Origin of the sequence: Dactylosporangium sp. NPDC006015 (assembly GCF_040614215.1) — a bacterium.
Classification (GTDB): Bacteria; Actinomycetota; Actinomycetes; order Mycobacteriales; family Micromonosporaceae; genus Dactylosporangium; species Dactylosporangium maewongense.
The window spans coordinates 190,727-203,787 of record NZ_JBEXUD010000010.1 but is presented as its reverse complement, the minus strand read 5'-3'; the positions used below and the strand labels follow the sequence as shown (position 1 = coordinate 203,787).

10 protein-coding genes are annotated in these 13,061 nt (G+C 74.3%); 5 read left to right on the top strand and 5 right to left on the bottom strand.

What is annotated here, in order from left to right; genetic code table 11:
• Positions 1-21: 21 nt before the first annotated feature.
• Entirely contained in the window at positions 22-1,590 is a 1,569-nt protein-coding gene (locus ABZ321_RS20225) for an SDR family NAD(P)-dependent oxidoreductase (RefSeq protein ID WP_354893208.1), read from the top strand.
• 40 nt (positions 1,591-1,630) lie between these two features.
• Here the strand turns inward: ABZ321_RS20225 and ABZ321_RS20220 are convergent, their stop codons facing one another.
• Complete coding sequence (locus ABZ321_RS20220; protein ID WP_344502603.1) at positions 1,631-2,332, bottom strand: FHA domain-containing protein; 702 nt, start codon at positions 2,330-2,332, stop codon at positions 1,631-1,633.
• A 67-nt stretch (positions 2,333-2,399) separates the two neighbouring features.
• Positions 2,400-3,188, bottom strand: a complete 789-nt coding sequence (locus tag ABZ321_RS20215; RefSeq protein ID WP_344502604.1) for a sporulation protein — start codon at positions 3,186-3,188, stop codon at positions 2,400-2,402.
• Between the two features lie 37 nt (positions 3,189-3,225).
• Here ABZ321_RS20215 and ABZ321_RS20210 point away from each other — a divergent pair, with 37 nt between their 5' ends.
• Positions 3,226-3,621 carry a MerR family transcriptional regulator gene (locus tag ABZ321_RS20210; protein WP_344502605.1) on the top strand — a complete coding sequence of 132 codons (396 nt, stop codon included), beginning with the start codon at positions 3,226-3,228 and terminating at the stop codon, positions 3,619-3,621.
• Positions 3,622-3,627: 6 nt separating this feature from the next.
• Here the strand turns inward: ABZ321_RS20210 and ABZ321_RS20205 are convergent, their stop codons facing one another.
• On the bottom strand, positions 3,628-4,272 hold the full coding sequence (locus ABZ321_RS20205; protein ID WP_354893203.1) for an NAD(P)H-dependent oxidoreductase: 645 nt from the start codon (positions 4,270-4,272) through the stop codon (positions 3,628-3,630).
• Between the two features lie 96 nt (positions 4,273-4,368).
• Between ABZ321_RS20205 and ABZ321_RS20200 the strand changes: the two genes are divergently transcribed.
• Positions 4,369-4,998, top strand: a complete 630-nt coding sequence (locus ABZ321_RS20200) for a MarR family winged helix-turn-helix transcriptional regulator (RefSeq protein ID WP_344502608.1) — start codon at positions 4,369-4,371, stop codon at positions 4,996-4,998.
• A gap of 92 nt (positions 4,999-5,090) precedes the next feature.
• Positions 5,091-6,611, top strand: a complete 1,521-nt coding sequence (locus tag ABZ321_RS20195) for a hypothetical protein (RefSeq protein WP_354893199.1) — start codon at positions 5,091-5,093, stop codon at positions 6,609-6,611.
• Positions 6,612-7,886: 1,275 nt separating this feature from the next.
• Here ABZ321_RS20195 and ABZ321_RS20190 read toward each other — a convergent pair.
• Positions 7,887-8,450 carry a TIGR03086 family metal-binding protein gene (locus tag ABZ321_RS20190; RefSeq protein WP_354893196.1) on the bottom strand — a complete coding sequence of 188 codons (564 nt, stop codon included), beginning with the start codon at positions 8,448-8,450 and terminating at the stop codon, positions 7,887-7,889.
• 65 nt (positions 8,451-8,515) lie between these two features.
• Between ABZ321_RS20190 and ABZ321_RS20185 the strand changes: the two genes are divergently transcribed.
• Positions 8,516-9,274, top strand: coding sequence for a helix-turn-helix domain-containing protein (locus tag ABZ321_RS20185; RefSeq protein ID WP_354893193.1), 759 nt, complete (start codon positions 8,516-8,518; stop codon positions 9,272-9,274).
• A gap of 72 nt (positions 9,275-9,346) precedes the next feature.
• On the opposite strand, the gene ABZ321_RS20180 is transcribed toward ABZ321_RS20185, so the two are convergent.
• Complete coding sequence (locus ABZ321_RS20180) at positions 9,347-12,922, bottom strand: fibronectin type III domain-containing protein (RefSeq protein WP_354893190.1); 3,576 nt, start codon at positions 12,920-12,922, stop codon at positions 9,347-9,349.
• Between the last annotated feature and the right edge of the window lie 139 nt (positions 12,923-13,061).

The following is a 13,061-nucleotide window of genomic DNA, read 5'->3' as shown; positions in this document are numbered from 1 at the left end:
CGTTTCGCGTACAGTTCCGGGGTGACCCCGCACGACCCCACTCTCGTCTCCGCCCCTGCTCCGAGGGCCGGCCACTCCCCCGCCGACGCTCCGAAGGACACCATGCCCCGCCGTGCCGCCGACGCCCCTGTGGGCGTCCCGGTCGACAGCGAGGGCGTGCCGTTCGGGCCCGGGATCGACCCCGACCGGCTCGCGATCTGCCTCGCCGTCTTCGAGGAGCTCGACGAGCTCCCACCGGACCACCCTGACGTGGTGCGGGTGCGCAGGGCGACGTCACACCTGTACAAGAGCGTCAAACGCCAGCGGCGCAGCGACCGCCGCGCGGCCATCACCGAGAACGACCGCATCGTGACGTCCGCCACCGCGACCGGTGCGCCCGGCCGCATCGACGACGAGACGCAGGGCATCGCCCTGGTCTCACCGACCATCGGCGCGACCGCGGGCCGGCTGCTGCGGCCGAGGTCCTGCTACACCTGCAAGAACCGGTATGTCGACGTCGACGCGTTCTACCACCAGCTCTGCCCGGACTGCGCGCGCCTCAACCGGCAGCGCCGCGACGCCCGCACCGACCTCACCGGCCGGCGGGCGCTGCTGACCGGCGGCCGGGCGAAGATCGGCATGTACATCGCGCTGCGCCTGCTGCGCGACGGCGCCCACACGACGATCACGACCCGGTTCCCGAACGACGCGGTGCGCCGCTTCGCGGCGATGCCCGACAGCGCCGACTGGCTGCACCGGCTGCGGATCATCGGCATCGACCTGCGCGACCCGGCCCAGGTCGTCGCGCTCGCCGACGACGTCGCCGCGCAGGGCCCGCTGGACATCCTCATCAACAACGCCGCGCAGACCGTGAAGCGGGCGCCCGGCTCCTACTCCCACCTCGTCGCGGCGGAGTCCACGCCGGTCGAGCTGGACGGCCCGATGCCGGAGCTGCTGACGTTCCACAAGGCCGACCCGCACGCGGAGCTGACCCTGGAAGCCGGCTCGTCGCCGCTCATCCCGCCGGACGCGCTCACGGCCCTGGCCCTGACGAGCCGCAACACCACCGCGGAGAAGGTCGCCGCGCTGACCGCGATCGACGCCGGCGGGCTCGTGCCGGACCTCGCCTCGATCAACAGCTGGACCCAGCGGGTGCACGAGGTCGACCCCCTCGAGCTGCTCGAGGTGCAGCTGTGCAACGTGACGGCGCCGTTCATCCTCGTCAGCCGGCTGCGCCCGGTCATGGCCGCGGCGCCGGCCCGCCGCAAGTACGTGGTGAACGTGTCCGCCATGGAGGGCCAGTTCAGCCGCCGCTACAAGGGGCCCGGCCACCCGCACACCAACATGGCGAAGGCCGCGCTCAACATGCTGACCCGCACCAGCGCGGAGGAGATGCTGACCGAGGGCATCCTGATGACCGCGGTGGACACCGGCTGGATCACCGACGAGCGTCCGCACCCGACGAAGATGCGCCTGCACGAGGAGGGCTTCCACGCCCCGCTCGACCTCACCGACGGCGCCGCTCGCGTGTACGACCCGATCGTGCGCGGCGAGCAGGGCGAGGACCTCTACGGCTGCTTCCTGAAGGACTACAACCCGTCCGCCTGGTGAGGCGGGCGGGTCGCGGCGGGGGTCGCGGACCGGGTCCGGGTCAGCGCAGCTGGTAGGACAGCGTGAACTTGCCGACCTGGACCTCGTCGCCGTCCTTCAGCGTGGCGCTCTTGACGCGCTCGCCGTTGACATACGTGCCGTTGAGGCTGCCCAGGTCGAGCGTCGAATAGCCGAAGCCGCTCGGGTTGCGGTGAAACTCGACGTGCTTGCGGGAGACCGTGTTGTCGTCCAGGACGATCTGGTTGGCGGCGTCGCGGCCGCAGCGGACGATCTCGCCGTCGAGGGCGAACTCGGCGCCCGCCTCGGCGCCCTTGCGGATCAGCAGGGTCGCGCGGCCCGACGGCAGCTTCTCCATGTGGGCGGTCAGGTCGAGCGGCTGCGTGGCGCCCTCGGGGGCGTCGACGGACGCCTGGGCGAGCAGCTCCTCGCTGGCCACGATCGGCACCCGCCAGTGGCGGGCCAGGCCGATCGCCTCCAGGGGAGCGGCCGGCACGCGGATGCCGTCGCCGAGCACCAGCTGGAACGGGCCCGTGGCCGCGACGACCTCGATCGCCCGCAGCGGGGCGCGCAGCGCGGTCAGCGCCCGCTGGAACAGCTCGGCGCTGACCGGCTCGACCATGTCCCGCGGGCCGCCCTCGACCACGAACTGCAGGTGGCGGCCGGTCTGCTCGTCCTTGAGCAGCACCATCGGACGGCTCTGCCAGGTCTGCGCCCGCACACCAACGACGACGAGCTCACGCATCCCCGGGCCTCCCGTGTCCGACGGTCAGTTTTGACGTGCCGCTAACGGTACCGGTCGGTGGCTTGCTTCAGAAATGCCAGCCCCGTCGCTGCGTCGCCTGCTGGATCCAGTTGTTGACCTCGGCGGGCCAGTTGACCGCCCCGGCCTGCGCGTGCCCGACCTGGAACCGGCTGATCGAGTCGGTGCCCTCCGTGAAGATCCCGCCGCGCTTGTCGAACTCGATGATGACCTGCGTGCCGTGCGGGTCGGTCACGAACGTGACCTCGACCTCGTTGATGCGGCTCGCGTACTGGTGCGCGGCGTAGAACTCGATCTCCTGGTAGAACGGCAGCGTCTGGTGCACGCCGTGGATGTGCCCGCGCTCCAGGTCGGCGGCCTTGAACCGGAAACCGAGCTGCCCGAACGCGTCCAGGATGGCGCCCTGCACCGGCAGCGGGTGCACGTTGATCGCGTCGAGGTCACCCTTGTCGATGGCCCTGGCGACCTCGAGCTCGGTGCGCACGCCCATGGTCATGCCGTGCAGGCGCTGCCCGTACATGTGCGTGATCGGCGTCTCCCAGGGGATCGGCAGCTGGAACGGCACCGCGTGCTGCTGCCCCGGGCCGAGCCGGAACCCACCGGTGAGCTGCTGGCGCTGGAACTCGACCGTCGCGTCGTACTCACTGTCGGCGCCCTCGACCTCGACGCGAGTCTGCAGCGCGACGACGATCCGCTCGACCTCGACCTCGTGGTCTCCACCGGCGAACCGGACCTGACCCTGCACGTACCCGCCGGGCTGCACGTCCGGACCGTCCAGGACGGTGTCGACCGTCGGGCCACCGACACCGAGCGCGCGCTTCAGGCTCTTGAAGACCATTCGCGGAGACTAACACGCAACACTGTAGGGTTGGCTGATGTCCAGACTGCTGCGGATCGGGGAGCTCGCACACCAAGCCGGCGTGTCCACCCGCACGGTGGACTTCTACACCGGGCTCGGGCTGATCGCGCCGGCCGACCGGACCGCGGGCAACTTCCGGCTCTACGACCCGGACTGCGTCGACCGGATCGCCGCGATCAGGGCCCTGGAGGCCAACGGGGTCAGCCTCGCCGACATGGCGGGCGCCCTCGTGCCGGGCAAGGGTGACCTGCCCGGCCAGCTGTCGCAGCTGCAGGTCGACCTCGACACGCTCCGGGAGGCGGCCGCGCACTCCGGCCCGGCCGCCCACCAGCTGCTGCTCGCCCTCACCGCCCGGCTGCAGTCGCTGATCGCCACCGCCATCGAGGTCACGGGCAACCTGCCCCCGATGTAGCCGCCGTCAGGCTCTGATCAGCTCGGCCACCCGTACACCGTGCGCCGCCGCCTGCTCGTGCCCCTTCTTCAGCGACTCGGCGGCCAGCCCACGCAGCGGCGCCATCGCGGGGGTCACGTCGGCGAGGGTCAGCTCGGCCTCGGCGATGTGCAGGTCGAGCCCGAAGACCTCGCCGAGCAGGCGGCGCAGGTAGGGCGTGACGTGGTCCCAGCCCTCCTTGGGTGCGCCCGGCCCGTAACCGCCGCCGCGGCTCAGCGCGAGGACCGCGGGCTTGCCCAGCAGCGGCTGGTCACCGTGCACGCCGAGGCGCGGGTGCAGCACGAGCAGGTCGATCCAGGCCTTGACCTGTGCCGGGAGGTTCCAGTTGTACAGCGGGACCGCGAAGACGAACGCGTCGGCGTCCAGCAGCTCCGTGGCGAGCCGGTCCACCAGGTCGCGGGCCTCGTCGGCGGGGGCCGGAGCGGACGGGTCGACGGCGGCGCGGGCCAGGGAGCTCCACGCGTCGGACGGCAGCGGGTGGGCGCCGAGGTCGCGCCGGGTCACGGTGGCGCCGGGATGCTCGGCCAGCCAGGCACGCTCGGCGGTGTCCGCGAGGGCGCGGCTGACCGATCCGGTGGTGCGGATGCTGGCGTCGAGACGGAACAGATGCATGTTCGGGCTCCCCATCAATGCTTGCGCTTCTGTACAGATAGTCTGCACAGCAGAACATCTTCCCGCAAGAGTGAGTGAGCTGCTTATCATTGCTGCATGACGCAGGCGCCGGAGGTTCGCGACGAGCTCCAGTCGGACCTCGGCTGGGCGCTGGGCGTCATGCTGCGCGCCTACGCGAAGGGCGCCGGGCACGTGATCGCCGGCGTCCCGGGTGGCCCCCGCGGCTACCAGGTCCTCGCGGCCGCCGCCTCCGGCGCCGAGGGCACGCAGCTCGCCCTCGCCAACAAGCTCGGCATCGACCGGACCGTGATGACCTACCTGCTGGACGACCTGGAGCAGGCCGGCCTCATCGAGCGGCGGCCCGACCCCGCCGACCGGCGCGCCCGGCGGATCGTGGCCACCGACGCGGGCCGGGCCACGATGTGTGAGCTGCAGGGCAAGCTCGCGCACGTCGAGTCGCGGGTGCTCAGCGCGCTCGACGAGGCGGAGCGGGAGCTCTTCCGGGCGCTGCTACGCAGGGCCGCGACCCGGGTGGACGAGCACGACCCACTCGCCGACGCGTGCACGGTGGTCGACCAGTTCGCCGCGTCGCCCACCGCTTCGGCCGTCGCCGCATCCACCGCTTCCGCCGGCTCGTCACCCACCGCTTCGCCCGCCGGTTCGGCCGGTGCCTCGCCCGCCGCATCGCCCGGCGCCTCACGCCGGCGCCGGAAGGGTCAGATCTGACAACGTTCCGGTCTCATCAGGGCGTTTGACGTGGTGAGGTCGGCATAATTGGAGCTGACCATCCGGCGAGCAGTGAGGAACCCCCGGTCGCGATGATGCTGCAACGCCGGTATCGGCTCGAGCGGCTGATCGGTGCGGGCTCCACCAGCGAGGTCTGGGAGGGGCACGACGAGCTCCTGCGCCGTCAGGTCGCGGTCCGGCTGCTGCGCGCCGACCGCGCCGGGCTCGCCGCGGAGTTCCTCGCCGAGGGCCACGCCGCCGCGCGCCTCACCCACACAGGAGTCGCCGCCGTCTACGACGTCGGGACCGTCGACCTGCCGTCGCGGGGCGACGTGCCGTATGTGGTCATGGAGTTCATCGACGGCGTCACGATCGCCGACCGGCTCCGCCACGGCCCGCTCACCACCCTCGAGGCGGCCCAGACCGGCGCGGAGGTCGGCGCCGCCCTCGCCCACGCCCACGGCCAGTGGGTCACGCACGGCGCGCTCACCGCCGCGAAGGTCGCCCTCACCGACGTCGGCGCGAAGGTCTTCGGCTTCACCGACCGCCGCGGCGACGACCCGCACGACGTGAGCCTCGACGTGTACGCGCTGGGCGCCCTCCTCGCGTCCGCCCTCGACCCCACCGCGTCCGGCTCCGGCTCTGACGCCGCCGCGCTGGCGGTGCTCATCGAGCGGTGCACGGCCCCCGACCCCGCGCTGCGCCCCAGCAGCGACGAGGCCGCGCTCGGCTTCGCCCGGATCGCCCGCACCAGGGTCGACCTGCCCGCCTGGTACACCATGTCCGCCGCCTCCACCTCCTCTGTCGCCGACGAGACCCTCGCCGCCGGCGGTCCGCCGCTGTCACCGGCCCGCCGGTCGTCGGGCCTGCCCTTCTCGGTCCTGCCGTTCTCGGTCCGGGGCCTGTCGGCACTGCCCCGCGCGTTCCCCCCGGTCCGCCTGCGCCGCGACGCCTCCACCGTCCAGTCCGCCACGCCACCGGCCGCGCACCGGCCCTGGGTGCGGCCCGCCACCCACCTCGGCGCCCGCTCGGCGGCGCACACCCGGATCGTGCTGTCGCGGCTGCCGTTCGGCGGGCAGTCCCGCTCCACCGCCCACCTCAACGACGTGACCCTCGTCGACCTGCGCTCGGCCCGCACCACACCGCCGCCACCCGCCACCGCGCCCGCCACCCGCGGCGGCCGGCGCTGGGCGATCCGGGCCCTCGTCGGCTCGGCGGTCGCCGCGGTCGTGTCGCTCGCCGCGGTCGCCGCCATCGGGCAGCCCCAGGCGGAGGGCACGCCTCCCTCGACCGGCCAGCTGCAGACCGCCACCGCCGGCGCGAGCCCCGTCCCCACCGCCACGACCCAGGCCCCCGCCCCACCGCCCCCGGCGACGACACCTCCGCAGACCCAGCCGACGACCCGCCCACCGACGACCAGGCCGACGTCGGCCAAGCCCTCGACGTCTCCCCCGGCCAGCCCGTCCGCGTCCGCCTCCCCGTCGGCGTCGCCCTCCGCCTCCCCGTCGCCCTCGGAGTCCCCGTCGCCGTCGACCTCACCGTCGACCTCCACGTCCCCATCCCCCTCGGCATCCGACACCACCTCGCCGAGCCCTTCCCCCGCCACCCCGTAACCCGCCGCCCCCACCGGCTGCTCCGCGACCCGTCCCTGCGCGAATCGGACGCCCGCCGCACCGTGCCCCAACGCCCCACACCGCTGCGCGACCCGCCACTGCGCGGCCAGGTGCCTTCCACACCACCTCGCCAAGCCCTTCGCCCGCCACACCGTGACCCGACACCCCACACCGGCTGACCCGCGACCCGACTGCGTGGACCGGGCGCCCTCCACACCACCTCGCCGAACCCTCCGCCCGCCACACCGTGGCCCATCGCCCCGCACCGCACCACGACCCGCTGCTCCACGACCCACCGCCGCGCGGACAGGTGCCTCCACACCACCTTGCCGAGCCCTTCGCCCGCCGCACCCGCGGGCCGGCTCCCACACCGTTCCGCGACCGCCACTGCGCGGGCCAGACGTCCTTCACGCACCGCGCCGCGACCCACCGCTCCAAGACCAGGCGCGCCTTCCACCGCCGCCCCACGACTCGCCGCTCCGTGGACCAGACGCCCCTCGCACACCGCTCCGCGACCCGGCGCCCCACGACCCGCCACCGCGCGGACCAGGCGCCCTCCACACCACCTCGCCGAACACTTCGCCCGCCGTGCCCGCGGCCAGCGGCTCCCGCACCGCTCCGCGACCCGCCTCCCCTGATCTGGGTGCGCCTTCCACTCCGCCGCCGCCCCACGACCCGGCACTGCGTGGATCGGGCGCCCTCCACACCACCTGACCGAGCCTTCGCCCGGCGCACCGCGACCCGACACACACCGCTGCGCGACCCGCCACTACCCGGACCAGGAGCCCTTCACGCACCGCGCCGCGACCCACCGCTTCGTGGACCAGGCGCACTCGACACACCGCGCCGCGTCCCGCCACCCCAAGACCAGGCGCGCCTTGCACCCGCCGCCCCACGACTCGCCACTGCGCCGACAAGGCGTCCTTCACGCACCGCTCCGCAACCCGCCGCCCCCTTGACCGGGCGCGACTTCCACCCGCTGCTCCGCAACGCACCGCCCCAGGGCCAGAGGCGCCTTCCACCCGCCGCCCACGACCCGCCACCGCGCGGACCAGGCGCCCCTCGCACACCGCTCCGCGACCCGGCGCCCCACGACCAGGCGCCTTCCAGCCGCCGCTCCGCGATCCAGCGGGCCGTGGCCTGGGGCAATTCATGCACCGCGGGGAAGCTGCTGTCGGGCCCGTGCCGCAGCCCGTCAGCCGGTCAGCTCCTGATAGACGTTGCGCAATCCATCCACACACACCACGCGGGTGATCGCGCGGCGTCGCAGGGCGGTCAGGGGGTCCAGGACGGGTTGCGGCCGCTGAGGCCCAGGGCGCGGGACAGTGGCGGGGCGGCCGAAGGGACGGGGACCTCGGCGCCGTACACGTTCATCTGGCGGCCCATGTCGGCGGTGCGGGCGACCTCCTCGTACACCCGCTGCACAACGACATCGTCCCAGTGCGGGTAGACGCCGGTGGCGCGGGCGAGGTCCCAGCCGTGCAGGACCAGTTCGCCGAGGACCATGCCGCCGACCATGTCCGCGGGCAGGTCCGTCGGGCCGCCCATCCGGGTGGTGCCCGACCACGCCGCGGGGGCGGTCCAGGCCGCGGCGAGCGACTCGAGGTGGGCGCGCAGCAGGGTGCGCCAGTCGCCGGCGGTGCGGTCCTGTTCGGGGCCCGGGTCGACGGTCTCCTTGCGGGCGGCGCCGGTCAGGGGCGGCGCCCAGTGCAGCAGGTGGTTGACGAGCGCCCGGACGTCCCACCCGGCACACGGCGTCGCCGCGTCCAGGGAGTCGATGCCGTCCACGATCTTCAGGGTCACCGGCGTGGCGAGGCCGATGAGCAGGTGTCCTTCCATCCGCGCAACGGTAGGCGCCGCGGCAGGCGCGGGTCTTGGACAAACGCGACGGCTACCCTTGCGGGGTGCGCGACCCGAGGGAGCTGGGCGGTGCGTGGTCGGCGTTCCAGCGGCACGGCGCCGCGTCGCCGTCGCCGGTCCTGGAGGGGGTCGTCGCCCGGTACTGGTGGGCGACCTGGGACCTGACCGGCCAGCCCGGCTACCGCCAGCTGCTCCCGCCGACGCCGAGCGTGCAGCTGACGTTCCCCACCGACGGCGAGCCTCTGCTCCGCGGCGTCCACCGGCGTTGCTTCACCCGGATGCTGCACGGCGCCGGCGGCGTCCAGGGCGTCGCGTTCGTCCCGGGCGCGTTCCGCCGGTTCCTCGGCGCGCCCGTGAGCTCCCTGACGGGGCGCACCGTCCCCGCCGCGGAGGTCTTCCCCGGCATCCCCGCCGCGCCGCCCGGCGACAGCGCGACCGTCGACGCCTTCCTCGCCGGGGCGCTCCCGCCGCCCGACCCCGCCGGTGACGCGGCCGCCGCATGTGTACGCCATGCCGCCGCCACTCCTGGCCTCCGCCGCGTCGACGATCTGGCCGGCGCGTGCGGGCTGGGCGTACGGCACCTGCAACGCCTCTTCGCCGAGCACGTCGGTGTCAGCCCGAAGTGGCTGCTGCGCCGCTTCCGTCTCCAGGAGGTGACCGACGTCCTGGCCGCCGCGCCCGGCGCCCCGGTCGACTGGGCGGGCCTCGCCGCCGACCTCGGGTACGCCGACCAGGCCCACCTCAGCAGGGACTTCGCCGCCATGTTCGGCGAGCCCCCGACCACGTACGCCGCCCGCTACTGACGCCGGTCCGGCGGTGGGAAAAGGCCGCCGGCCGGACCCCACAGAACGGGATCCGGCCGGCAGCTTCTCCGGTCAGCGACGCCGGCGGAACCGCAGCCGCTCGGCGAGCATCTGGCTGCCCGCGACCCGGCTCGCGGCACCGCCCACGATCAGCGCGAGCGCGGCCAGGGTCAGGAGCGTGACCGACGGGCCGGTGACGGGCAGGCCGCCACCGCTGCTCGGCGTGGAGACGTCCGCCGGGGCGGCGCCGACGGTGACCGCCAGCTTCAGCACCCGCAGGGTGCCGGACGGGTCGGTGCCCATCGAGACGAACGTGTGCTGGCCGGCCAGGCCCGCCGGCACGGTCACCTGCTTGCTGAACGACCCGTTCTCGTCGGTGAGGGCGGTGCCCAGCGCGGTCGGGCTGGAGAAGACCAGCAGCTGCACCCACGTCCGCGGCGCGAACCCGGTGCCGACCAGGACCGTCGGCTGACCCGCGCTCGGCAGCGCCGTGCCGGCGCTCGACGTGAGGACGCCGTCGACGGCCGTCGGCGGCACGGTCGCCGGCACCGTCACGGGTGCCGCCGGCGTGACCGCGAGCGGGGCGCTGGCCGTCGCGTCGCCCTCGGCCACCGTCGCGGCCACCGTCACCTGGTAGGTGACCTTGTTGGTCACGCCGGTCAGCTTGTGGCTCGTCGTCGAGCCGCCGGTGACCGTCGCGGTGACCGGTGAGCCCGTCGCGGGGGTCGCCGTCACGGTGTACCCGGTGACCGCGCCGGCCGGCTGGGGCACCGTCCACGTCACGTCGATCGTGGTGTCGCCGGGCACGACGGTCACGACCGGGGCGGTGACCGCCGGCGCCGTGACGGACGCCGTGCCGGTCGGTGAGGCGCCCTTGACGTTGACCGCGGCCACCGAGACGGTGTAGCCGGCGCCGGGGATGCCGGAGAAACTGCAGGTGGTGGCGAGCGGCGACGCGGTGGCGCACTCCGGCGAGGCCGGGCCGGCGCCGCTGGAGCGGGACACCGTCACCGTGTAGGACAGGATCGGCGCGCCGCCGGTCTCTCCCGGCGTCCAGGCCACCTTGATCAGGCCGCCGTCGACCGAGGCGCTGACCGCCGGAGCGGCCGGCACCGCGGCCTCGAGGGTCACCGACGCGGTGCCGCCGACCGAGACGCCGGCGTTGTTCTGCGCCGTGACGGCGACGTCGTAGGTCGCGCCGGGCACGCCCGTGGCGCTGCAGGTCGTGCCGGTCGGGGTCGCGGGCACGCAGGTCAGCACGGTGGCCGGGGTGCCCTGCCGGGTCACGGTGACCTGGTACGCGCTGATCGGCGCCCCGCCGGTGGCGTTCGGGCTCCAGTTGACCGTGATCGTGGTGCCCGACGACGCGGCGGTCACCGTCGGCGCGGCCGGGGCGACCGCGGCGGCCGTGATGGTGCCGGTGCCGGCGGTGGAGCTGCCGGCGCTGTTCACCGCGACGACCGCGACGTCGTAGGTCTCGCCGGGCGTGCCGGTCGCGGTGCAGCTGACCGGCGGCGTCGGCCCGCCGGCCGGCGGGGTGCAGGGCAGCGACGGTGCCGTCGGGTCGCTCTGCGGCACGAGCGTCACCACGTAGCTGGTGATCGCCGCGCCGCCGTTGAAGTTCGGCGTCCACGCGACGGTGATGACGCTGCCGGAGACCGTGGGCGACACGGTCGGCGCCGACGGGGCCACCGCCGCCACCGTCGCCGTGGCGGTGCCGCCCAGGGAGGTGCCGGCGCTGTTCGCCGCGGTGACGACGACGTCGTAGACCGACCCGGGCGCGCCCGTGGTGCTGCAGGTCGTGCTCGTCGGCGTGGCCGGGGTGCAGGTCAGCACCGTCGCCGGCATGCCCTGCCGGGTGAGCGTCGCCTGGTACGCGGTGATCGCCGCGCCGCCGGTGGCGTTCGGGGTCCAGTTGACCGTGATCGTGGTGCCGGACGTGCCGGCGGTGACCGTCGGAGCGGCCGGGGCCACCGCGGCGACCGCGGCGGCGGCGGTGCCGGCGGTGGAGGTGCCGGCGACGTTGACCGCCGAGACCGCGACGTCGTACGTCTGGCCGGGCACGCCGGTCGCGGTGCAGCTGACCGGCGGCGTCGGCGCGCCGAGCGGCGGGGCGCAGGGCAGCGTCGGTGTCAGCGGGGCGCTCTGCGGCACCAGCGTCACCACGTAGCTGGTGATCGGCGCGCCGCCGTCGTTGCCCGGCGTCCAGTTGACGGTGATCGAGCTGCCGGAGACCGACGTCGTCACGGCCGGGGCCGCGGGCGCGTTGGCGAGGACCGCCGTGGTGGTGCCGGCCGTCGACGGGCCGACGGAGTTGTAGCTGCGGACCTCGACCGAGTACGTGGCGCCCACGACGCCGGTGAACGTGCACGACGATCCGCTCACCCAACCGTCCGGGTAAACGACCTCGACCGTCGGCGCCGGCAGCGGGGCGTTGCACGTCACGGGGACCGGGCTCCCGCCGTCGGTCCGGTTGACCAGGACGGTGTGCCCGGTGATCCCGGTGACGCCGAGCTGCTCGGCCCAGGTGACCGTGACGGTGGTGCCGCTGACCGTGGCCTGGGCGGTCGGCGCGGGGGGCACCGGCGGGACGGTGGCGGTGATGGTCTGGTAGCTCGACCAGCCGACGCTGTTGTGGGCCCGGACCTTGACCTGGTAGCTCGTGCCGGCCTGCCCGGCGATGGTGCAGGTGGTGGCGGTGGCCACGGTGCACGGCACCGTCACCGCCGGGTTGCTGCCGGAGACCGTCACGTCCGTCTCGTAGGCGTCGATGCCGGTCTCGCCGACGGCGGGTGCGTAGGTGATCGTGATGTCCGTGCCGGTCCGGGAGGAAGTCACCTGCGGCACGCCGGCCGGGGCCTGCAGCTGAGCCAGCCAGACGGCGCTGGACCGGGGTTGGCCGCCCACGTACGCGTACACGACCACCCGGTTGACGCCGGGAAAGATCAGGTTGGAGAACGTGCACGGGCTGACCGTGCACTGGGAGATGCCGTTGCCGTTGACGCTCACCAGGTAGCTCGTGGCACCGGGGACCGGGGTCCACGCCACCGCGAACGTCGTCGCGGTCTCGACGATCGAGGTGATGATCGGGCCCAGCGGATCGCCGACTCCGCCGGGACTCGGCGTCGCCTCCACGGTCGCCGTCCCCGGGGACGCCAGGGTGTTCTTGCCGAGCCAGGGCGCGGGCGGCGGCGGTGGCGGCTTCAGCGCCGGGGAAGCCGGCCGCGCGTGCGTCGAGAGCGTCCGCGCGAACCCGCGGATGGTCTTGCCGTAGGCGGAGGCGCTGGTGGCGGCCGAGCCTGACCGCGCCGTCGCGGCCGGGCTGCCGGCGCCGGCCGGCGTGCCGGGGTGCCCCTTGCCCGCCGCCCCGCTCTTGCCGGCCTTGTCGCCGGCCTTGAGGTTCGTCTTGTCGCCCGTCTTGTCGCCCGTCTTGGCGTTGGTCTTGGCGCTGGCCTTGATGCTGGCCTTGATGCTGGCCTTGGGGCTGGCCTTGTCGCCCGCCTTGGCGCTGCCGGACCGGCTGGCGGCCGGCTTGCCGCTGGGCTCGCCGGCAGCGGGCGCGGCGACGCGGGCCGCGGCGCCCGGGCTGCGTCCGGTGCCACCGGGGTCCGCTGAGGCGGGCGCGGACAGCCCGATCAGTGCCAGCAATGACGCGACGGCGCATGCCGCCGCCAATCGATGCGATCGGAAATTCCTCGGCGACATCATGCCCCTGGTCCCTGGTGCGCTTGATTGATCTACTCCAGCGGGACGCTATGGCACCTGTCCGACAAAGTGGGTATTTCTC